We start from the raw sequence: 22,412 nt of genomic DNA, 5'->3' as shown, positions 1-22,412 counted from the left end.
CCCGCACCGCCCGCGGCCGGGACGCGTAGAAGATCATCTCATGGCCCGCCGACCACGAAAGATGAGGGCGCCGCCTTGGCGGACGGGCGCCGTCCACCCTCGGCGCCGCTCAGGTGAGCGGCCGCCGCCCGCCCTTCGCGCCGTTCCGGAGGGGGCGTCGTCCGCCCTTCGTGCCGCCCCGGCGAGCGGGCGTCACCTGCCCTTCGTGCCGCCCGCGGCGGTGAGTGGTGAGGCGGCCGACAGGAGGCTGTCGGCGCGCTGGTCCACGAGGCGGGTGACGAGCTGCTGGCCGTACCCGAACGCCATCGCCCAGACCAGGATCGCGGGCTGCGAGCCCAGCCCCGCGAAACCGGGGACGAAGCCCGAGTTCAGGATCAGCAGCCCGAGCACCGAGGTGGCCACCCCGGCGGGCGCCTTGAGGAGGTTCTGGACGACCGCCAGCGAGTAGCGGGTGGACAGCTCCGAGCGGGTCGACAGCGAGGCCGCGGTGGCCAGCGCCGCGCCCAGCATGCCGATCAGGGCCACGAGCGGGACGTCGCCGTGGCCGGGCTGCAGGCCGCCCGTCGGGCAGATCTGGGCGGGCATCAGCCCCTGCGTGCGGATCACCGACTGGTCGCCGCACATCGGGATGACGTTCGGCCAGATCGCGCCGATGACCACCACGCCCAGCACGATCAGGGTCAGCATCACCACCCCGCCGAGCAGCAGGTTGCGGAAGCTGCGGACCCGCCCGGTCTCCATCGCCTGCGCGGTGTACGCGGCCCGCAGCACCGACTGCATCAGCGGCCTGTCGTTCTCCACCAGGTCTCCCGCCGCCAGCCTGGCCTGGAGATGGACCAGCCGGGGGTCGTCGCCCGGCAGGTACGCCCGGCCGATCGCCGCCACCTCCGGGCCCCGCCCGCAGAGCTCCGCCGTCGGCAGCACGCCGTACAGCATCACGGTCGCGCTGTTGACGTTGGACCAGGCGCCCTCGATGGCCTGGCCGGTCAGCCAGCGCCGCACGCCGTGCCTGCTGCGGGCGTACGTCTCCGCGCGGGCCAGGTGCGTGCCGATGCCCTCGCCCACCGAGACCAGCTGGCCCGCCTCGTCGCGCATCGTGAGGGCCCGCTCGGCGTCGGCCCTGATCTCCTCGCTCCGGGTGGCCACGTACACCCGCCAGGTGCCCGGCCAGCGCAGCACGCCGGTGTCACCGATCCGCTCGGGGGGCATCGCGGGGTCAAGCGACATCGTTCCTCCGGGGGAGCGGCCTGGGACGGCGGGCACCGACTGCCCCAGGCTTACCGCGACATGCCGATCAGGCGCTACGCCTCCGGGGAAAACCGGGGTTCAGGCGCCGCGGCCCGCGATGTCGGTGCGGTGGTGCGAGCCGCGCATCCGGATGCGCTCCACGGCCTCGTAGGCCGCCGCGCGGGCCGCGGGGACGTCGGGCCCGGTGCCGACCACGCTGAGCACCCGGCCCCCGTTGGAGACGATCCGGTCGCCGTCGCGGGCGGTGCCCGAGTGCAGCACGTAGGCGTCCTCGACCGGGTCGGACAGGCCCTCGATCACGTCGCCCTTCACCGGCTCCCCGGGGTAGTTCTCCGCGGCGATCACCACGGTCACCGCGGCGCCGTCGCGGTAGGAGAGCGGCCCGAACCGGTCGAGCGTCCCGTTCGCGCAGGCGAGCAGCAGGGCGGCGAGGGGCGTCTCCAGCCGGTCCAGCACGACCTGGGTCTCCGGGTCGCCGAACCTGGCGTTGAACTCGATCACCTTCGGGCCCTTGGACGTGAGGGCCAGCCCCACGTACAGCACCCCCGTGTACGGAGTGCCGCGCCTGGCCAGCTCGGTCACGGTCGGCATGACGGTCTCGGCCATCACCTGGTCGGCGAGGTCGTCCGGCGCCCACGGCAGCGGGGTGTAGGCGCCCATCCCGCCGGTGTTGGGGCCCTGGTCGTCGTCGTAGGCGCGCTTGTGGTCCTGGGCGGGCTGGAGCGGCACGGCGGTGGAGCCGTCGCAGAGCGCGAACAGCGACACCTCGGGACCGTCGAGGAACTCCTCGATCACCACCCGCCCGCAGGCGGCGGCGTGCCGGAGCGCCTCGTCGCGGTCACCGGTGACCACCACGCCCTTGCCCGCGGCCAGGCCGTCGTCCTTGACCACGTACGGCGTGCCGAACTCGTCGAGCGCGGCGGCGACCTCCTCGGGCGTGACGCAGGTGTGCGACCGCCCGGTGGGAACGCCCGCCGCGACCATGACGTCCTTGGCGAAGGCCTTGGAACCCTCGATCAGCGCGGCCTCGCGCGAGGGCCCGAAGCAGGGGATCCCGGCCTCCCTGACGGCGTCGGCGACCCCGGCGACCAGGGGGGCCTCGGGGCCGATCACGACCAGGTCCGCCCGGAGGCCCTCCGCCAGCCCGGTGACCGAGGCCGGGTCGGCCGGCGCCACCGGGTGCAGGGTCGCGACCCGCGCGATCCCCGCGTTTCCCGGAGCACAGTGGACCTCGGTGACCTGGGGGTCGGCCGCCAGCGACCGGCACAGGGCATGCTCACGCCCGCCGGATCCAATCACAAGAACGCGCACTCGTCAGAGCCTATCGCCCTCCGGGCCTGCCCCTCGGTCTCGCCTCCGCCGCCCCTGGTCTCGCGGCCAGGACGGCTTCCCGGGCCCGCGTCCGCCATGCCTTCCCCGTCACCGCCTCGCCCGCGGGCCCGGTCCGGTCGCCGGACGGTCCTGTCGGCCGAGCCCCGGGAGGCCGGTTCTCCGGGAGGCCGGGCCCGGGTTCGCGAGGTTGTCCACAGCCTGTGGACAACTCCGGGTGCCCGCACGCGGGGATGATGCCGTAAAGGACGTGTGAATTTTGTCTGGTTGTGCATGATCAACACTTGAACCTGGGAGTAAACTGAGAGACATCCCCCCAATCGTGTTAGCTTTTGGGTGGCTTTGCGTGTCTCTTGCTGATTGGAGGTGGTTCGGGATGTCCTCTGGCGATCCCAGCAGTACGTGCTCGCGCACGCCTGCTGTGCGCACCCTCGACCACCCCATCTCGGTGCCCGACCGGCGCCACACGCATCGCCTCCCTCACCGGGGGTGACATCGCATCGCGTGTGGATCCCGCCAGGTTGGGCGGGAAAGGCTCGCCATGCGCTCCTCGCTTCTTTTTCCCCGTATCAAGCACACCCGTACGATCCGTGCCGCGCACGCGCCCGCCGTCTCGCTCCGTGAGCGGATGACCGGCGTCTGCGTCCCGCCGAGCGACTCGCTCGTCGAGTACGCCGCCTACGTCGGCGGCAAGAAGATCGACACCCTGGGCATCCCCGACGCCCTGGAGATCGTCCGCGCCCACAACGCGGCCGTCGAAGCGGCCTCCGACGGAGACTCGGGCGGTTCCAGCAAGGGCAACGCCTTCGTCTGGGTCGGCCTGCACGAGCCCGACGCCCCCGAGGTCGAGTGGCTGGCGGAGGTCTTCGCCCTGCACCCGCTCGCCGTCGAGGACGCCGTCAAGGCTCACCAGCGGCCCAAGGTCGAGCGCTACGGCGACTCGATCTTCGTGGTCCTGAAGACCGTCGCCTACATCGACCACGAGGTGCTGACCGCCACCAGCGAGATCATCGGCACCGGCGAGCTCATGGTGTTCGTCGGCCCCGACTTCGTGGTGACCGTGCGCCACGGCAGCCACTGCCCCCTCTCGGAGGTGCGCGCCCGCCTGGAGGACAAGCCCAAGCTCCTCAACCGGGGTCCCACCGGCGTGCTGCACGCGATCGCCGACCACGTCGTCGACAGGTACCTCAGCGTCGCCGACCGGATGCAGGCCGAGCTGGAGGACGTCGAGGCCATGGTCTTCGCCGACGTCAGCGCCCGCGACATCGGCCGGATCTACAACCTCAAGCGCGAGATGATCGAGATGAAGCGGTCCGTCATGCCGCTCCAGTCGCCGATGTCCACGCTGGCCCAGCGCCGGATGATCCCCTCCGAGATGCGCGAGTACTTCCGCGACGTCGTCGACCACCTGGCCCGCGTCTGCGAGCAGGTCGAGTCGTCCAACGAGCTCTGCAACTCGATACTGCAGGCGGCGCTCGCCCGCTCCAACGCGCTCGCCAACGAGGACATGCGCAAGATCTCCTCGTGGGTCGCCATCATGGCCGTCCCCACGATGATCGCCGGCATCTACGGGATGAACTTCGAGCACATGCCCGAGCTCGACTCCGTCTTCGGCTACCCGCTGGTGATCGGCGTGATGGTCATCGCCTGCACGCTGCTCTACCGGGGCTTCCGCCGCAACGGCTGGATGTGACCCGGCCTCTCAGGCGCTCAGCGGACGCGCGGGGGTGACCGGCCGGGGGACGGGCATGCCCCGCTCGGCCCACAGGGCGATCATCCGGTCGGGATAGTCGGTGACGATCGCGGCCGCCCCGAGGTCGAGCAGCTCCGCGGCCCGTCCCGGGTCGTTGACCGTCCACACGGCCAGCGGCAGGTCGGCCTTCTCGGCCCGCCCGGCGAACTCCCGGTCGACCATCACGTGCTCGGGGGAGAGCGTGGTGCCCCCGGCCTCGGCGGCGGCGGCCGGGACGTCGCCGCCGAAGTCGTCCAGGCGGAGACCGTCGAGCCAGGCGCTGTCCATGGTCGCGCGCTCGATCAGGGCGTACCGCGGGGTCGAGGGGGTGAGCGAGCGGGCGATCCGCAGGACGCGCCAGTCGAAGCTGAGGATCGCCGCCCTGCCGAGCCTGCGGTGCCGGTCGAGCTCGGCGACCACCATCTCGGTGAACTCGGCGGGGTCGGCGCTCAGCTCGGGCCTGGTCGGGTCGGACTTCAGCTCCACGTGCACCCGCACCCCGTCGGCGCCGTACGCGTCCATCAGCCCCAGCACGGAGCCCAGGGTCGGCATCCGGGTGTTCGGCACCGGCAGCTGGGTCGGCGCGAACCGGTCGTCGGGGTTACGCGGCACCCGCACCCCGCACTCCAGCGTGCGCAGCTGCGCCAGCGTGAGCGCGCCGACGGGCCGGCCCACGTACGGGAAGGCGGGGTCGTCGCGGAAGGCGGGACGGACGTCGGCGCTGGTCACCGCCGACACGGTGAGATCGTGGGTGAGCACCAGCCGCCGGTCGGCCGTGAGCGCGACGTCGAGCTCCAGCGCGTCGACACCCAGTTCCAGGGCGTGGGCGAAGCCGGGCAGGGTGTTCTCGGGACGGAGCCCGCGGGCGCCGCGGTGACCGTGAATCTCGGCATGCACACAGGGACCTTATCCACCCCGAGCGCCGATCGTCCGGTACGGCTCGCGCCTCGGCGACGCCGGGCGCGGGCCGTACCGGCAGAAACCCGCTTAGAGCATCGAGTGGATCTGGAGCGTCTCGGTGCGGCCGGGGCCGACCCCGACGGCCGAGATCCTGGCGCCGCTCATCTCCTCCAGGGCCTTCACGTACGCCTGGGCGTTGGCGGGCAGGTCCTCGAAGCTGCGGGCACCGGTGATGTCCTCCTTCCAGCCGGGGAACTCCTCGTACACCGGCGTGGCGTGGTGGAAGTCGGTCTGGGTCATCGGGATCTCGTCGTGGCGGACGCCGTCGACCTCGTAGGCGACGCAGACGGGGATCGTGTCCAGGCCGGACAGCACGTCCAGCTTGGTGAGGAAGTAGTCGGTGATCCCGTTGATCCGGCTGGCGTAGCGGGCGATCACCGCGTCGAACCAGCCGCAGCGGCGGTTGCGCCCGGTGGTCACCCCGTACTCGCCGCCGGTGGTGCGCAGCCACTCGCCCATCTCGTCGTCGAGCTCGGTCGGGAACGGGCCGGAGCCGACGCGCGTGGTGTACGCCTTCAGGATGCCGATCACGCCGGTGAGCCGGGTCGGCGGGATGCCGGAGCCCGAGCAGGCGCCGCCGCTCGTCGGGGAGGAGGAGGTGACGAAGGGGTAGGTGCCGTGGTCGATGTCGAGCAGGTTGCCCTGCCCGCCTTCGAGCAGCACGACCTTGTCGTCGTCCAGCGCCCGGTTGAGGATGAGCGAGGTGTCGGCGATGTGCGGCGTGAGGCGCTCGGCGTAGCCGAGATACTCGTCCAGGACCTTGCCCGCGTCGATCGCCCTGCGGTTGTAGATCTTGGTGAGGATCTGGTTCTTCTCGCCCAGCGCGACCTCGATCTTCTTCTGCAGGATGCCCGGGTCCAGCAGGTCCTGGACCCGCACGCCCATCCGGTAGATCTTGTCGCCGTACGCGGGACCGATGCCGCGCCCGGTCGTGCCGATCTTGGCCTTGCCGAGGTAGCGCTCGGTGACCTTGTCGAGGGCCTTGTGGTGGGGCATGATCAGGTGCGCGTTGGCGGAGATCAGCAGACGCTCGGAGGAGACCCCGCGGGCCTCCAGCCCGTCGATCTCGCTCAGCAGCACGCCCGGGTCGATGACGACGCCGTTGCCGATCACCGGGACGACGTTCGGGGAGAGCACCCCCGTGGGCAGCAGGTGCAGGGCGTACTTCTGGTCGCCGATGACGACCGTGTGGCCCGCGTTGTTGCCTCCCTGGTATCTGACGACGTAGTCGACCTGGTCCCCAAGCAGGTCGGTCGCCTTACCCTTGCCCTCATCGCCCCACTGGGCACCAACGAGAACGACAGCCGGCATCGTGAGTCTCCCACCACAAAAACGAAAACCCCTGGCGCAATCGCGACAGGGGCTCTTGCGTGGAGAGAATACCCGACGGCGTCCGAAATGGGGATCTCCCACCTTGCGAAAGAGGGGGCGGCGAGAGATCCCGGGGGCGGATCGGAAGCTGATCAGCGGCTCAGCGGGGCGGATCGGGGGACGGGAGACCGGCCGGTCAGCGGCTGGTCAGCTCCTCGGAGGCCTCGGCGCTGGAGTCCTTCAGGAACTGGAAGCACCGCTCGGCCTCCTCCTTCTCCCCGATGCTCTGGGCGGCGCGGGCCAGCGCGTGCAGGCAGCGCAGGAACCCCTGGTTGGGAAGGTGCCGCCAGGGAATCGGGCCGTGCCCCTTCCAGCCCGACCTGCGGAGCTGGTCCAGGCCGCGGTGGTAGCCGGTGCGGGCGAAGGCGTACGACGTCACGGCGTGCCCCGCCGCGAAGTACTCGTCCGCGAGCACGGCCCAGGCGGCCGGGTACGCGGGGAAACGCGCGGCGACGTCGGATGCTTGGGCGCCGGATTCCAGTGCCTCGCGGGCCTCGGGCAGGTCCGGGAGCAGGGTGGGCGGCGGGCCGGCGAGGAGATTCTCGTGCGATTCCATAACGACAGTCCTACCCGGTGTACCCGCGTCAGGCCAAGATCGGCCCCCGGAGTCTTTCCGGAGGCCGGTCTCGTGATCCCTGTCGTGACCCTTTCCGGGCCTTGTGTGGCGTGACCCCTTCGGGGCCTAGGAGATCTTGGTGCCCGCGGACTTCAGGTGCTGGGCGGCCTCGACGATGCGCGCGGCCATCGAGGTCTCGGCGGCCTTGCCGTACGAGCGGGGGTCGTACACCTTCTTGTTGCCGACGTCGCCGTCGACCTTGAGCACGCCGTCGTAGTTCTTGAACATGTGCTCGACGATCGGGCGGGTGAAGGCGTACTGCGTGTCGGTGTCGATGTTCATCTTCACCACGCCGTAGGAGATGGCCTCGTGGATCTCCTCCAGCAGCGAGCCGGAGCCGCCGTGGAAGACCAGGTCGAAGGGCTTCTCCGTGCCGTACTTGGCGCTGACCGCGTCCTGGATCTCCTTGAGCACGCTCGGGCGGAGCTTGACGTGGCCCGGCTTGTAGACGCCGTGCACGTTGCCGAAGGTCGCGGCGAGCATGTAGCGGCCCCGCTCGCCCAGGCCCAGGGCCTCGGCGGTCGCGAGGGCGTCCTCGGTGGTGGTGTAGAGCTTCTCGTTGATCTCGCCGACGACGCCGTCCTCCTCGCCGCCGACCACGCCGATCTCCACTTCGAGGACGATCCGCGCGCGGGCCGTCTTCTCCAGGAGCTCCTTGGCGATCTCCAGGTTCTCGTCCAGCGGTACGGCGGAGCCGTCCCACATGTGCGACTGGAAGAGGGGGTCCTCGCCCCTGGCCACCCTCTCAAGGGAGATGTCGAGCAGCGGGCGTACGAAACCGGCCAGCTTGTCCTTGGGGCAGTGGTCGGTGTGCAGGGCGATCGTCACGGGGTAGTTGGCCGCGACGACGCGGGCGTACTCCGCCAGGGCCACCGAGCCGGTCACCATGTTCTTGACCGTGGTGCCCGAGAGGAAGTCGGCGCCGCCGGTCGACACCTGGACGATGCCGTCGCTCTCCGCCTCGGCGAACCCCCTGAGCGCCGCGTTGAGGGTCTGTGATGAGGTCACGTTGATGGCCGGGTAGGCGAAACCGCCTGCTTTTGCCCGGTCGAGCATCTCGGCGTAGACCTCTGGAGTAGCGATAGGCATCGGGTCATCTCCCTGGAGACGGCTGTGAACAGCTGGCGCGTGGCTATGAGGACATAGCCCGTAGGCCAGTATCCCGGGTTCGTGCCCGGCCGGATAGCTCGGGTGCCACTTCGGTCCGTACCGATGTGTACCCGGCCGTGTCTCCAACCTATCCCCGGCCCGTCTCCGACCCGTCTCCGGTCCTTCCCCAGCCCTTCCCCGGTCCTTCCCCGGCCGGAGGGTCCGGGGGGCGCACGACCTGGGCGGGAGCGGACGATCTTCCAGATCGCCGGTCTTCCCGACGGATCCGCCAGGTCGGTCGTGAAACTCCGCCGGGTCGGTCGTGAAATCTCCTCACGAACCGCTAACCTCCACTGTGTGGGACGCCACAGGTCTGACCCCATGGGTATCGCGCGCCTGGTCCTCGTCGGACTGGCGGTGCTGGCGCTCGTCGCCCTGATCGTGTTCGGAGCGCTCTCGCTGTTCGGCAGCCTGGGCTCCGGCGCGGAGACGGCCGCGCCGCCCGCCTCCTCGACCGGCGTGTCGCCCGCCGCCGCCTCCCCGCCCTCCTCCGCCACCCCCGAGCGCGTCCCGACGGTCCACGTCGAGTGCCTGCGGGAGCACTGCCCCACGGTCTTCCTGAAGGTCACCGGGGGCGACGTGCTCCTCGACAGGGAGCTGGTACGCGGCGAGCGGTTCCAGTCCTTCGACACCAAGGTCGACGTCGTCCTGGCCGACTCCGCCGCCGTCCGCGTCCAGGTGAACGGGGCCGTCCGCTCCCCGGGCAAGGCGGGGGAGCGCCAGGAGTTCACGGTCTCCCGCGACTAGCCCCCGGCCCCCCGTACGCGGCTCTAGGCCAGGCCGAGGTCGGCGAGGGTGTAGGCGGTCAGGTACGGCAGCCCGGCCCCGGCGATCGCCGGGGCGGCCCCCCGGTCCACGATCGTGGCGACCGCCACGACCTCGGCGCCCGCCTCGCGCAGCGCCTCCACGGCGGTCAGCGGGGATCCGCCGGTGGTGGAGGTGTCCTCGACCACCAGCACCCGCCGCCCCGACACGTCCGGCCCCTCGATCCGGCGCTGCATGCCGTGGGTCTTCTGCGCCTTGCGGACCACGAACGTGTCGAGCCTCCGGCCTCGCGCGGCCGCCGCGTGCATCATGGCGGTCGCCACCGGGTCGGCGCCCAGCGTCAGGCCGCCGACCGCCTCGTAGCCGAGGTCCTCGGTGATGTCCAGCATGACCCGCCCCACCAGCGGCGCGGCCTGCCCGTCGAGGGTCACCCTGCGCATGTCCACGTAGAAGTCGGCCTCCACGCCCGAGGACAGCACGACCTTGCCGTGCACCACGGCCTTGCCCTTGATCTCCGTCAGCAGGTTCTCGCGATCGCTCATGGCACAAGGTTAGGGCGGTCCGGGAAGCCGTCCGATCGGGCCCCGCCGGGGAACCGGGCTGCCGTAACGCGGATTTCGGGCCGGGGGTGGCAAAAGTGCGATCCGGGTTTACTCGCGGCGCGTACTGCGGGATTATCCGGCAGGCAACTCCGGGTAATGATGAGGTCACAATGAGTGTGAAAACATCTCAAGGCGACGCTGAACTGCTGGCTGCCACCAGGAACGGCGACGTGGCCGCCTACCGGGTGCTCCATCAGCGACACGCCCCCGCCGCGCGTGCCCTGGCCCGCCTGCTCCTGCCGGGCGAGACCGAGGCCGACGCCGTGGACGTCGTGGAGAGGACGTTCGCCGGGGTCCACCGCGTGATCGCCCAGGGGCACGGCCCGGAACAGGCCTTCCGCGCTTATTTGCTCACCACCCTCCGCCGCACCGCCGGCGCCCGTCCGGACATGGCCGTCACGACCGACGCGGGGAACGACCCGTCGGCCGCCGTCCCCGAATCCGGTGGGGAGAGGGCGGAGGGGGAGACCGGCGAACGGGCGGAGGCCGATGAGCCGGGGGAGGGGGAGGTCGACGAGCGGGCGGACGGGGAGATCCCCTTCGGTCCGCGCGCGTTTCTCGTCGACCCGTCCGTGGAGGGCCTGGAACGCTCGCCGGTGGCGAGGGCGTTCCTCTCCCTGCCCGAGCGGTGGCAGTTCGTCCTGTGGCACGCCGAGGTCGAGAGGCTGAGGGCCGAGGACGTCGGGCTGCTGCTGGGCCTGACGGTCAACGGGGCGGCCGCGCTCGCCCACCGGGCACGGGAGGGGACGCGCCAGGCGTGCCTGCGCATCCACCTGGCCGAGACGTCCGCCCCCGAGTGCAGGCCCGTGCTGACCAGGCTGGGGCCCTACACCCGTGGCGGCCTGCCCAGGGAACAGGGCAGGGTCATCGACGGGCACCTGGACGGCTGCTCCGGCTGCCGCGCGGTGCTCGCGGAGCTGACCGGCATCGGCCAGGGCGTCCGCTCCGTGATCGGACCGCTCGTCGCCGGTCCCGCGTTCCCCGCCTACCTGACGGCACTCGCCAGGATGGGCGCCACGGCGGGTGGCGGGCTGTCCGGACGCTGGCACCGGGCTCCCCGGTCCGTACGGCGCGCCGTCGTGACCGGTGCGACGGCCACCGCGCTCGCGGTGGTCGCGGCCCTCGTGCTGGTGTCGGCCGAGGGGCCCGTCCCCCGGCCGAGCACGGCCTCCGAGCCGATCGTCGTGGCCCCCGCGCCCACCTCCCCCGCTCCGGGCGAGTCCCCGGGCGAGCCGGACACCCCCGTCTCGCCCGTACCGCCGCTCCCGGGTCCGTCGGCGGGCCCCGACCGCGAGCCCGCCGAGACCGGGACGACGCCCGGATCCGGCGGTACGACGAGTCCCGGCGCGGCGGAGAGCGGGAGCGGCGAACCGCGGGGGACGGCCGGAGCGGGGCAGGACGGCCGGACGGGTTCCTGGCTCGCCCCTCGCCTGGTGGCCAGGATCGACGCGCTCGGCGCCCTGGTCAGGTCCGAGGCCGGAATCGTCGCGGTGCGGCTGCGCAACGCGGGCCAGGGGCAGAGCGGCGAGGTCGTCGCCGACGTCGGCCTGCCACGGGGCGTGACGCTGCCGTCCGGGGCCCGCAGGGGAAACGCCGTCGGCGGTGTCACGCCGGTCGGCACGGTCGACGGCTGGTCCTGCCGGGCGAGGAGCCGGGGCGCCCGGTGCGTACGCGGCCCGCTGCCGGCGGGCCGGGCCACGGCGGTCTTCCTGAGGGTCCTGGTGTCGGGCGACGCGCCCTACGGCGCGGTGCCCTCGGTCACGGTCTCCACCGCGGGGACGCGGGTGGCGGCGAGGTCGCGCGGCGGGGTACGGGCGACGGGTGCCCCGGCCAGGTTCGCCACCGACGGCAGGGTGGCCGTCTCCGCGATCGGCAACACCCTGATGAGCTGCGCGTCCTCGGAGCCCGCGTGCGAGGCCGCCCACTCGCGGCGGGGTGGCAGGCGCGACAACAACAGCTGGGAGATGCGTCCCCTCGACCGTGACGGGGACCTGTCGACGAGCAGTTCGAGTGCCGCCAGGCTCGTCCTGCCCGCGGCGAGCAAGGTGGTCTGGGCTGGACTCTACTGGTCGGCGAGCGCGCCACCCAGCGGGCGGATCAAGCTCAGGGTGCCGGGCGAGGAACGGTACCGGCAGGTCAGGGCCACGCAGGTGGTGGAGCGTGAGCTGCCCGCCGGACGCGGCTACCAGGCGTTCGCCGACGTGACGCGGCTGGTGGGCACGGTCCGCGGGACGTACTGGGTGGCCGACGCCTCGGTGCGGGCCGGGGTGGCGCGCCATGCCGGCTGGAGCCTGGTGATCATCGTGGCCGATCCGCGCCGGCCGTACAGCCAGGCCGTCGTCGTGGACACCGCGACGGTGCTGGACGGGGGGCACCGCTCGGCGCGGATACCGCTCGGAGGGCTGACCCCCTCCGGTTCCGGCGCGCCCGCGAGGCTGGCCCTGGTGACCTGGGAGGGTGACGCGGGCGTCATGGGTGACCGGGTGAGGCTCGGCGGACGGCCCCTGCGGCCCGCGGGCGGGGAGCGGGACCCGCGCAACCCCTTCGACGGGTCCGCCGCCGGGGCGAGGGGCACCGGCACGACCTTCGGCACGGACGTGGACCGCTTCCGGGCGCCCCTCGGCCGCGACCCGGTGCTGGAGCTGAGCACGCGCCAGGACGTCCTGCTGTTCGGCGCGGCGGCGGTGAGCGTGCGGACCGCGCCGTGACGGCCGTGACGGGCGTGACGGCCGCGACCTTCGCGACCTGAGGAGATGTCCGGCCGCGTTCGCCGCGGGTGTCCTCGCGGGCGTCCCCGGTGGTGGAGGGGGCGCACTGTTCGCCCGGGTTCGTTGTGCGGTGAGGGCGTCATGCGGGGTGCGGGGACACATGTGGCGGGGCGGCGGGAAACCCGACCGAGTGGCACCCCGCCGAGGGGGTCCACGAACGGGACAAACTGGTACGGTCTGCGTGAACGATCCAGCGTATGGTCGAGCGCGGGTGGAATCGTCGGGATTCACCCTCGGATGGTCAGCTGCTTGATTACCCTGAGGAAGGGCCGTCTGTCCGGTCTCTTAGGGGTTCTTTCAGGCTTGTCTGAACCGAAGGGTCGGGCTACGTAGGAAGGGCGGTGTCGTGTGGATCGTTGCGCGCTGTTCGTGGACGCCGGCTACCTGCTGGCCGACGGCGCGATGGCGGTGCACGGTACCCGCCACCGCGAGTCCGTCTCCTGGGACTACCCGGGGCTGCTCCAGCTGCTCAACAAACTGTCGAGAGAGCGCACCGGCCTGCCGCTGCTGCGCTGTTACTGGTACGAGGCGACCGTCGAGGGCCGCCGCACCCCGGAGCACGACACGCTGGCCGACATTCCCGGCCTCAAGCTCCGCCTGTCGCGCATCCGCCCCGGCCGCCGCGAGGGCGTCGACGCCCAGGTCCACCGCGACCTGATGACGCTGGCCCGCAACGGCGCGGTCTGCGACGCGGTCGTGGTCAGCGGTGACGAGGACCTGGCGCAGGTCGTCTGCGACGCCCAGGACCTCGGCGTCCGGGTCACCGTGGTCCACATCAGCGCCGACGGCAGCTGGGCCGTCTCCCGTACGCTGCGCCAGGAGTGCGACGACCTGATCGAGATCGGCGCCGGTCATCTGCGCCCCCACGTCAGCGTGCTCAGCGGCGACGTGCCCGCCCTGGTGACCAACGGCCACCAGCACGGCTCCGTCAACGGCCAGTCCGCCACCTCGCGCGGCGCCGGCGTGAGCAACGGCGCCCCGGCCACCAGCCCCATCCCCGCGGTGCAGACCTCCCGCGCGGCACACGCCCAGCCCTCGCCGCCCTCGCCGCCCTCGGCCTACCCGAGCTACACCCAGGAGTCGCCGATCACCCCGGTCACTCCCGCCGCTCCGCCACCCCCGCCGCCCCCGCCCGCCTCCACGCCCTCGCACGCGGCCACCGGCAGCACCCAGACCGGCCCGCTGCCGGCCGCGCCCCAGTACTCACTGGGCAACACCGGCGGCATGCCGAGTTACCAGGCCCCGCAGATGGGCGCCTACACCGGTCCCCAGGCGGCCCCCGTCCCCCCGCAGAGCATCGGCACCGCGACGACGCTCTCCGACGCGGTGCAGGCCGCCCACAAGGAGGGCCACGACTTCGGCGAGTCCGTGGCCAAGGACGCGCCCGCCCTGTGGCTGGAGGCGGTCCTCGCCCGCAAGCCCCGGATGCCCTCGGACCTGGAGGCCCGCCTGCTCCAGGGTTCCTCCCTGCCGATCGACTTCCTCCTGCACGACGAGGTCCGCCACGCCCTGCGCCGAGGCTTCTGGGACGCCCTGGAGCGCGCCCGCCGCTGAGGACCCACCGCACCGGCGGGAACGCCTGTCAGGTGAGGGCGTCGAAGCCCGCGCGCAGGTGGTTGAGGCGGTTGGACAGGTCGGCCATCGGGCCCGCGAGGCTGTGGTCGCCGCTCTTGCGGGTCAGCTCGGCGACCCGGCCGAGCTCCTCCTCGACGGCGGTCAGGCGCCTGGACAGCTCGGGCAGCACGGCGGCCTGGTCCGACGCCTCACCGGGCGGCAGCTCCGTGCCGAGGCGCTCGCGGAGCATGGTGGCCTGCTCGGCCAGCCTGCGGTTCATGTTGTAGAGCTCCACGAACACCGCGACCTTGGCCCGGAGCACCCACGGGTCGAAGGGCTTGGTGAGGTAGTCGACGGCGCCCGCGGCGTAGCTGCGGAAGGCGTAGTCGGGCGCGCTGTCGACCACGGTCAGGAAGATGATCGGGATGTTGCGGGTGCGCTCGCGGCGCTTGATGTGGGCCGCCGTCTCGAACCCGTCCATGCCCGGCATCCGGACGTCGAGCAGGATCAGCGCGAACTCCGTGCCGAGCAGCGCCTTCAGCGCCTCCTCCCCCGACTTCGCCCGGACGGGTATCAGATCGAGCGAGCTGAGAATGGCCTCAAGCGCGATCAGGTTCTCCTCCCGGTCGTCCACCAGGAGGATCTTGGCTCTGTCCGGCATCGATCACACGCCTTCGTTGGAGTCGCCGGCCGGCTTGCCCCGGGTCAGCCAGCCGCGCAACCTCTCCAGGAGGCGGTCGACGTCCACGGGCTTGGGCACGTAGTCGGAGGCGCCGGACGCGATGCTCTTCTCCCGGTCGCCTCGCATGACCTTAGCGGTTAGCGCGATGATCGGCAGGTCCGCGAACTGGGGCATCCTGCGGATCGCGGAGGTGGTGGCCCAGCCGTCCATCTCCGGCATCATGATGTCCATCAGGACGAGGGCGACGTCCTCGTTGCGTTCGAGCTGCTCGATGCCCTCGCGGCCGTTCTCGGCGTAGATCACCGTGGAGCCGTAGCGTTCGAGCACGCTGGTCAGCGCGAACACGTTGCGGATGTCGTCGTCCACGATCAGGATCTTCGCCCCGGTCAGCGGGTCGTCGCCCTTCCACGGCTTGCCCTCGCCCTGCGGGAACTGCGGCAGGGGCATGTCGTCGTTGAACGTCAGCTCCGGCAGGTCGTCCGGTCCCTCCAGCGCGCCGATGAGCGCCGGTTCGCGGGGGGAGGAGCTGGGGGCGCTCGCCCCGCCGTCGCGCGAGGCCAGCGGCCCGCCGTACGACGGGGGCAGGTAGAGGGTGAAGGTGCTGCCCTCGCCGACCTCGCTGACCACGTGGATCTCGCCGCCGAGCAGGCGGGCGATCTCGCGGCAGATGGACAGGCCCAGGCCCGTCCCCCCGTACTTGCGGCTGGTGGTCCCGTCGGCCTGGCGGAACGCCTCGAAGATGACCTCCAGCTTGTCGGAGGCGATCCCGATGCCGGTGTCGACCACCTCGAAGGCGAGGATGCCGTCGGCGCCGCGCAGGGTGTCGTCCACGAAGGAGACGGCGCGCCTGGCGTGGATCACGCGCAGCCGGACCTCTCCCTTGGGGGTGAACTTGATCGCGTTGGAGAGCAGGTTGCGCAGCACCTGCTGGAGGCGCTGCTCGTCGGTGCGGAGCTCCTGCGGGACCGAGGGGTCGACCTCGACGGTGAACGACAGGCCCTTGTCCTGGGCGAGCGGCGCGAAGGTGGCCTCGAAGTAGTCGACGAGCTTGGGGAGCGAGATCTGCTGGGGGTGGACGTCCATCCGGCCCGCCTCGACCTTCGACAGGTCGAGGATGTCGTTGATCAGCTGCAGCAGGGCCGAGCCGGCGCCGTGGATGGTCCTGGCGAACTCCACCTGCTGTGCGGTGAGGTTGCCCTCGGCGTTCTCGGTGAGCAGCTTGGCCAGCACGAGGAGGCTGTTCAGCGGGGTGCGCAGCTCGTGGGACATGTTGGCGAGGAACTCGGACTTGTAACGGGAGGAGACCGCGAGCTGCTCGGCGCGCTCCTCCAGCGTGCGGCGGGCCTGCTCGATCTGGAAGTTCTGGATCTCGATGGCCCGGTTCTGCTTGGCCAGCAGCGCGGCCTTGTCCTCCAGCTCGGCGTTGGAGTGGCGCAGCTCCTCCTGCTGGCGCTGGAGCTCGTCGGAGCGCTCCCGCAGCTCGGTGGTGAGGCGCTGCGACTCGGTCAGCAGGTCCTCGGTCCTGGAGTTGGCGATGATCGTGTTCATCGTGACGCCGATGGTCTCGACGAGCTGGTTCAGGAAGTCGTGGTGGATCTCGCTGAACTCGCTGAACGAGGCCAGCTCCAGCACGCCGAGCACCTGCGTCTCGAACAGGACCGGCAGCACGACGATCTGCGCCGGGGTGGAGGTGCTCAGGCCGGTGTCGACGGTCAGGTAGCGGGCGGGCACGTTGCCGAGGACGATCCCCCGGCCCTCCATCGCGGCCTGGCCCACGATGCCCTCGCCGGTCGCGAACCGCTGCCTGGGGCCGTTGCCGGGGCGGGCGCCGTACCCGGCGATGAGGTGCAGGTCGTGGTCGCCGGTGGGCTCGGCGAGGTAGAAGGCGCCGTAGTGGGCCGACACCAGCGGGGTCAGCTCGCTCATGATGAGCTTGGCGACCTCCATCAGGTCGCGGTGGCCCTGCATGAGGCGGGAGATCCTCGCCAGGTTGGACTTCAGCCAGTCCTGCTCCTGGTTGGCGGTGGTGGTGTCGCGCAGCACCGCCACCATCATGTTGATGTTGTCCTTCAGCTCGCCGATCTCGCCCTCGGCGTCGACGGTGATGGAACGGGTCAGGTCACCGGTGGCGACGGCGGTGGTGACCTCGGCGATGGCGCGGACCTGGGTGGTGAGGCGGGCGGCGAGCTCGTTGACGTTGTCGGTGAGACGCTTCCAGATGCCCTCGGCGCCCTCGACGCGCGCCTGGCCGCCCAGCTTGCCCTCGGAACCGACCTCGCGGGCGACGCGGGTGACCTCGGCGCCGAAGGACGACAGCTGGTCGACCATGGTGTTGATCGTGGTCTTCAGGGCGAGGATCTCGCCCTGGGCGTTCACGTCGATCTTGCGGGTCAGGTTCCCGGACGCCACCGCGGTGGTGACCTCGGCGATGTTGCGGACCTGGTACGTCAGGTTGTTGGCCATGGAGTTGACGTTGTCGGTGAGGTCCTTCCAGACGCCGGAGACGCCGCGTACGCGGGCCTGGCCGCCGAGCTGGCCCTCGGTGCCGACTTCTCGGGCGACGCGGGTGACCTCGTCGGCGAACATCGACAGCTGGTCCACCATGGTGTTCAGGGTGTCCTTGAGCTGGAGGATCTCGCCCTGCGCGTCCGCGGTGATCTTCTTGGACAGGTTGCCCTGGGCGACGGCGGTGGAGACCGCGGCGATCTGGCGGACCTGGGTGGTCAGGTTGTTCGCCATCACGTTGACGTTGTCGGTGAGGTCCTTCCAGGTGCCGGAGACGCCGGGCACCTGCGCCTGCCCGCCGAGCTGGCCCTCCGAGCCGACCTCGCGGGCGACCCGGCTCACCTCGGAGGCGAAGGACGACAGCTGGTCGACCATGGTGTTGATCGTGGTCTTCAGGGCGAGGATCTCGCCCTGGGCGTTCACGTCGATCTTGCGGGTCAGGTCCCCGTTGGCGACCGCGGTGGTGACCTCGGCGATGTTGCGGACCTGGTACGTCAGGTTGTTGGCCATGGAGTTGACGTTGTCGGTGAGGTCCTTCCAGACGCCGGAGACGCCGCGTACGCGGGCCTGGCCGCCGAGCTGGCCCTCGGTGCCGACCTCGCGGGCCACCCGGGTGACCTCGTCGGCGAACATCGACAGCTGGTCCACCATGGTGTTCAGGGTGTCCTTGAGCTGGAGGATCTCACCTTGGGCGTCCGCGGTGATCTTCTTGGACAGGTCACCCTGCGCCACCGCCGTGGAGACCGCCGCGATGGCGCGGACCTGGGTGGTCAGGTTTCCCGCCATCACGTTGACGTTGTCGGTCAGGTCCTTCCAGACCCCCGAGACGCCCCGCACCTGCGCCTGGCCGCCGAGCTGGCCCTCGGTGCCGACTTCTCGGGCGACGCGGGTGACCTCCTCGGCGAACGCCAGCAGCTGGTCGACCATGGTGTTGACGGTGTTCTTCAGCTCGAACATCTCGCCGACCGCGTCGACGGTGACCTTGCGGCTCAGGTCGCCCCGCGCGACCCCGGTGGTCACCGCGGCGATGTCGCGGACCTGCGCGGACACGCGGCTGGACATGGTGTTGACGGCCTCGGTGAGATCGCGCCAGCTCCCCGACATGCCGCGCACGTTCGCCCGGCCGCCCAGGCGGCCCTCGGTGCCGACCTCCCTGGCCACCCGCGTCACCTCGGACGTGAACAGCGACAGCTGGTCGACCATGCCGTTGATCGCCTTGCCGAGGCGGCGCACCTCGCCCCTGGCACCGCGGTCGAGATCGATCCGGCGGGACAGATCACCCTTGGCCACCGCGTCGATCACGTCCGCGGCCCCGCTGACCGGGCCCACCAGCGCGTCGATCAGCGTGTTGACCGAATCGACGCTCTCGGCCCACGAACCGACGCCCGGACCGGGGGTGAGGCGCTCGCCGAAGCGGCCCTCCTTCACCACCTCGCGGCGCACCCGGTGCAGCTCGTTGGCCAGGTGCTCGCGGCGGTCGGCCACCTCGTTGAGCAGCAGGCGGATCTCGCTGAGGATTCCCGGCGGGGCGTGCGGCACCCGGCGGCGGAAGTCACCGTCGCGCCAGGTGATCAGCGTCTGCAGGATCGGTCGCAGGTCGGATTCGCTGTAACGTCGCTCCTCGACGTCGGGCACGGTGTTGACCGTGGTCATATGACCTCCTTGACTCCCGGGGGCGCAGCCGTGAGTCACCCCAGTCTGTCACGGTGCGCAATGTGTAGTCCCACCTTCGATTCACCCCATGTCAACGGGAAGTGTGGTAGTCACGGAACAGTGACCAGTGCTCCACGAGCCGTCCTGGCGGCGACCTTCGCCCCGGGACACACGGCCGTTCCCGCCGCCAGGCGGTTCACCATCGAGGTGATGACCGCCTGGGCCGCCGCGTCCGTTCTGGCGGTCGCCGAGCGGCTCGCGGCCGAGTTGTCGTCGCAGGTGACCGACGTCCCGTTCGAGATCGTCTGGAGCCATCTGGGCGACGGGCTGCAGATAGAGGTGCGCCAGAAGCAGGCCCCCGACAGGAGCCCCGGTGCCCCGTCCGTACCGGTGGAGGAATGGGGTGTCACCTTCGCCGGTCAGCAGCGCACGCACTGGGCCAGGATCCGGCTGCCCGGCTCCTCCGGGCGGCCGTCCTCGGAGTGGACCGCCGAGGAACCCAACCGCGGGCCGATATGGATGGGTTTTCTCGCCGACGCCAGCGATCTGCTGGCGGGCACCCTCGATCCCGACATGGTGCCCGCGATCATCTCGCAGATCGTGGTGCCGCGGCTGGCCACCTGGTGTGCCGTCTACACATGGAGCAACGGCGGCGGCCCGCAGCGTCCAGCCTACCTCTGGCACACCGACGAGCGGCGCATCGACGAGCTCAGGGAGGAGCTCGCCAGCGTCCAGATCCCGCAGACCGGCGGGTCCATGCAGCTCGCCGACTCGCAGATGCTGGTCATCCCGCTCCTCGCGCGCGGGCGCACGCTGGGCGCGATGTGCCTGGGGCGGCCCGACCGGTTCGCCGAGGACGTCTTCCAGTACGCCGAGGACATCGGCCGCCGCGCCGCGCTCGCCCTGGACAACGCCCTGCTGTACGCCACCCAGGCGGCCGCCAACCGGGCCCTGCAGCGCAGCCTGCTCCCTCCCGACGAGCCCGGCGAGATCCCCGGCCTGGACCCCGCGGTGGTCTACGAGCCGGCCGGGGAGACCAACGAGGTCGGCGGCGACTTCTACGACCTCTTCGCGGCCGGAGACGGCTCCTGGCGGTTCGCGGTGGGCGACGTCTGCGGGACCGGCCCCGAGGCCGCCGCGGTCACCGGCCTCGCCCGCCACACCCTGCGCCTGCTCTCGCGGGAGGGGTACGGGGTGGCGGCCGTCCTCGACCGCCTCAACCAGGCCATCCTGGAGGAGGGTGAGCGCGCCCGCTTCCTGACGCTGCTGCACGGGGAGATCACGCCCGTGCCGACCGGCCTGGACGTGGCGATGGTCTCCGCCGGGCACCCGGAGGCGCTGCGGCTGCGGCCCAGCGGCGTCGTGGAGCCCGTGGTGACCTCGCAGTCGCTGCTGGGCGTCTTCCCCGAGGCGACCTTCAAGGCGGAGCTGGTCCACCTCGACCCCGGTGACGTGCTCCTCGCGGTGACCGACGGGGTCACCGAGCGCCGCAGGGACGGGCGGCTGCTCGACGACGACGCGGGGCTGGCCAAGCTGCTCGCCGAGTGCGCGGGGCTGTCGGCGCGGGCGGTCGCCGAGCGGATCCGCCGCGCGGTCCAGGACTTCGCCCCCGAGCCGAGCGCCGACGACATGGCGATCGTGGTCCTGCGGGCCCGCTGACGGGCCCGCCCGAGGCGGTGCGGGCTAGATGTCGGTCTTCACGTGCTTCCTGGCGAACTCCAGCTGGGCCGACATCTGCGCGATCCGCTCGGAGACGACCAGGGAGCCGTGGCCCGCGTCGTAGCGGTACACCCGGTGCTCGTGGTCGCGCTCGGCGAGCCGGGCCACGTACGTCTCGATCTGCCCGATCGGGCAGCGCGGGTCGTTCTCCCCGGCGAGGACCAGCAGCGGGGCCTCGACCTGGTCGACGTAGGTGATCGGCGAGCTGTTCACGTACCGATCGGGCTGCTCGTCGGGTGAGCCGCCGAGCAGCGCGCGGTGGTAGGAGCGGAGCGCCTCCGTCTCCTCCCGGTAGGCGGCGACGTGGTCGGCGATCGGCACCGTGGCGATGCCCGCCGCCCACATCTTGGGCTGGGTGCCCAGGCCGAGCAGCGTGAGATAGCCGCCCCAGGAGGCGCCGGACAGCACCAGCCTGTCGGGGTCGGAGACGCCGCGGTCGACCATGGTGTCCCTGACGGCGGCCACGTCGGCCAGCTCGATGTGCCCGACGTCGCCGTGCAGGGCGTTGCGCCAGGCCGAGCCGTATCCGCTGGAGCCCCGGTAGTTGACCCGTACGACCGCGAAGCCGAGGTCCACCCAGGCGGCCACCTGGGGCACGAAGGAGTCGTCGTCCTGGGCGGTGGGCCCGCCGTGCAGCATGAAGACCGTGGGGAAGGGGCCGGAGCCGCGTTCGGGGCGGGAGACCAGGGCGTGGATGCGCCCGCCGGGACCCTCCACGTCCACGTCCTCGACCGGGACCGACGGGGGCGAGGTGGGGCCGCCGTGGTTCATCACCACGTGGCCGCTGGTCGACCGGATCAGCGGCGGGTGGGCCCCGCTGGACCAGGAGTACTCGACGGAGCCGTCGGGGCGGGGCGCGGCGGCGTCGATCACGCCGTGCTGGGTCTCGATCGGGAAGAACCCGCCGCCGGGAAGGTCGTAGCGGGTCAGGTAGGTGCGGCCCCGGTTGCCGCGCACGACGAGCAGCGAGCGGCCGTCGTCGTACCAGTCGGCGGTGATCTCGCCCGGGTCGCGCAGCCAGATCTCCCGCTGGTCGCCGGTCTCGGGGTCCCAGACGAGGGGCTCGCGGCGGCCCCTGCGCTCGTGCAGGGTGAGCAGGCGGCGGTCTCCGGACACCGGCGCGAAGCGCAGGCCGACGACCCCCTTGCCGGGCTCGTCGTGCAGGTCGCCGACGACGTCGCCGTTGCGCCTGAGCACGCGCAGCCCGGGGTGCCGGGCGTCGCCGCGCTCGCTGTGGCTGATCGCGATCAGCGAGCCGTCCAGGGAGACTGCGGAGACGGCGGCCGCCTCGGTGTGCTCGTAGATCGTCCGCGCGGGCTCGCCCGGCTGCACGAGGTGGATGGTGAAGCCCTGCCCCGGCCTGGCCATGCCGACGACCGCGTCACCCGTCGCCGAGAGCCCGAGCCCGGCGGGGAAGCCGGGAGGGAGGTCGACCGGCTGGTCGGGGCCGCCGTAGAAGGGCTGGCGCATCCACCGGCCCCACTCGTCGCCGTCGGTGTCGTCGAACCACCAGATCCACTGCCCGGTGGGGTCGATCGCGCCGTGCGAGGTGCCCTTGGGCCTGGAGGTCGCCTGGCGGGCGGAGCCGCCCGCGCGGTCCCAGGCGTAGACCTCCCACGCCCCCGAGGCGTTGCTGCGGTAGACGGACCGGCTGGGAGCCTGGGCCGCCCACGCGGGCAACGTCGCGCGCGGCGCACGGAACCTGGCCTGCCAGCGCTCCTCCGCCTTCATATGGCGCTTCCCTCCGTCAAGGCATCAG

At 71.8% G+C, this 22,412-nt stretch carries 15 protein-coding genes; 5 read left to right on the top strand and 10 right to left on the bottom strand.

Going from position 1 to position 22,412, the window contains the following annotated elements:
• Nucleotides 1-192 precede the first annotated feature (192 nt).
• A complete protein-coding gene (locus ACSC1Q_RS12125; protein WP_436758763.1) occupies nt 193-1,227 on the bottom strand; it encodes a hypothetical protein in 1,035 nt (344 codons plus the stop codon).
• Between the two features lie 99 nt (nt 1,228-1,326).
• Entirely contained in the window at nt 1,327-2,559 is a 1,233-nt protein-coding gene (purD, locus tag ACSC1Q_RS12120; protein ID WP_436758762.1) for a phosphoribosylamine--glycine ligase, read from the bottom strand.
• A gap of 559 nt (nt 2,560-3,118) precedes the next feature.
• Here purD and corA point away from each other — a divergent pair.
• Nucleotides 3,119-4,270 carry a magnesium/cobalt transporter CorA gene (gene corA / locus ACSC1Q_RS12115; protein WP_436758761.1) on the top strand — a complete coding sequence of 384 codons (1,152 nt, stop codon included), beginning with the start codon at nt 3,119-3,121 and terminating at the stop codon, nt 4,268-4,270.
• A 9-nt stretch (nt 4,271-4,279) separates the two neighbouring features.
• Here corA and ACSC1Q_RS12110 read toward each other — a convergent pair whose 3' ends face one another.
• The 4 genes from ACSC1Q_RS12110 to fbaA form a co-directional block, all read right to left on the bottom strand.
• Nucleotides 4,280-5,206, bottom strand: coding sequence for a glycerophosphodiester phosphodiesterase family protein (locus ACSC1Q_RS12110; protein ID WP_436758760.1), 927 nt, complete (start codon nt 5,204-5,206; stop codon nt 4,280-4,282).
• 90 nt (nt 5,207-5,296) lie between these two features.
• Nucleotides 5,297-6,580: an adenylosuccinate synthase gene (locus tag ACSC1Q_RS12105; RefSeq protein ID WP_436758759.1), complete on the bottom strand. Its 1,284-nt coding sequence runs from the start codon at nt 6,578-6,580 to the stop codon at nt 5,297-5,299.
• A gap of 196 nt (nt 6,581-6,776) precedes the next feature.
• The gene (locus tag ACSC1Q_RS12100; RefSeq protein ID WP_436758758.1) at nt 6,777-7,196 is read right to left on the bottom strand and encodes a DUF3151 domain-containing protein; all 420 of its coding nucleotides are present in this window, start codon (nt 7,194-7,196) and stop codon (nt 6,777-6,779) included.
• 126 nt (nt 7,197-7,322) lie between these two features.
• Nucleotides 7,323-8,345: a class II fructose-bisphosphate aldolase gene (fbaA, locus tag ACSC1Q_RS12095; RefSeq protein ID WP_436758757.1), complete on the bottom strand. Its 1,023-nt coding sequence runs from the start codon at nt 8,343-8,345 to the stop codon at nt 7,323-7,325.
• Nucleotides 8,346-8,726: 381 nt separating this feature from the next.
• On the opposite strand from fbaA, the gene ACSC1Q_RS12090 reads away from it, so the two are divergent.
• On the top strand, nt 8,727-9,152 hold the full coding sequence (locus tag ACSC1Q_RS12090; RefSeq protein WP_436758756.1) for a hypothetical protein: 426 nt from the start codon (nt 8,727-8,729) through the stop codon (nt 9,150-9,152).
• Between the two features lie 23 nt (nt 9,153-9,175).
• Here the strand turns inward: ACSC1Q_RS12090 and pyrE are convergent, their stop codons facing one another.
• Nucleotides 9,176-9,712, bottom strand: a complete 537-nt coding sequence (gene pyrE, locus ACSC1Q_RS12085; RefSeq protein WP_436758755.1) for an orotate phosphoribosyltransferase — start codon at nt 9,710-9,712, stop codon at nt 9,176-9,178.
• Between the two features lie 170 nt (nt 9,713-9,882).
• Here pyrE and ACSC1Q_RS12080 point away from each other — a divergent pair, with 170 nt between their 5' ends.
• Together ACSC1Q_RS12080 and ACSC1Q_RS12075 are read left to right on the top strand one after the other, a co-directional pair.
• Complete coding sequence (locus tag ACSC1Q_RS12080) at nt 9,883-12,480, top strand: zf-HC2 domain-containing protein (protein WP_436758754.1); 2,598 nt, start codon at nt 9,883-9,885, stop codon at nt 12,478-12,480.
• A 408-nt stretch (nt 12,481-12,888) separates the two neighbouring features.
• Nucleotides 12,889-14,094, top strand: coding sequence for an NYN domain-containing protein (locus ACSC1Q_RS12075; protein WP_436758753.1), 1,206 nt, complete (start codon nt 12,889-12,891; stop codon nt 14,092-14,094).
• A gap of 28 nt (nt 14,095-14,122) precedes the next feature.
• Here ACSC1Q_RS12075 and ACSC1Q_RS12070 read toward each other — a convergent pair whose 3' ends face one another.
• Nucleotides 14,123-14,755, bottom strand: a complete 633-nt coding sequence (locus ACSC1Q_RS12070) for a response regulator (protein ID WP_436758752.1) — start codon at nt 14,753-14,755, stop codon at nt 14,123-14,125.
• Between the two features lie 3 nt (nt 14,756-14,758).
• Nucleotides 14,759-18,934 carry a HAMP domain-containing protein gene (locus tag ACSC1Q_RS12065; protein ID WP_436758751.1) on the bottom strand — a complete coding sequence of 1,392 codons (4,176 nt, stop codon included), beginning with the start codon at nt 18,932-18,934 and terminating at the stop codon, nt 14,759-14,761.
• A gap of 120 nt (nt 18,935-19,054) precedes the next feature.
• On the opposite strand from ACSC1Q_RS12065, the gene ACSC1Q_RS12060 reads away from it, so the two are divergent.
• Nucleotides 19,055-20,593: a PP2C family protein-serine/threonine phosphatase gene (locus ACSC1Q_RS12060; protein ID WP_436758750.1), complete on the top strand. Its 1,539-nt coding sequence runs from the start codon at nt 19,055-19,057 to the stop codon at nt 20,591-20,593.
• A 24-nt stretch (nt 20,594-20,617) separates the two neighbouring features.
• Here ACSC1Q_RS12060 and ACSC1Q_RS12055 read toward each other — a convergent pair whose 3' ends face one another.
• Nucleotides 20,618-22,384, bottom strand: a complete 1,767-nt coding sequence (locus ACSC1Q_RS12055; protein ID WP_436758749.1) for a S9 family peptidase — start codon at nt 22,382-22,384, stop codon at nt 20,618-20,620.
• Between the last annotated feature and the right edge of the window lie 28 nt (nt 22,385-22,412).

The organism is Streptosporangium heterodermiicola (genome assembly GCF_051390675.1).
Taxonomy (GTDB): Bacteria; Actinomycetota; Actinomycetes; order Streptosporangiales; family Streptosporangiaceae; genus Streptosporangium.
Note: the sequence above shows the minus strand (reverse complement) of the source record. Positions and strands in the feature narration are given on the sequence as shown.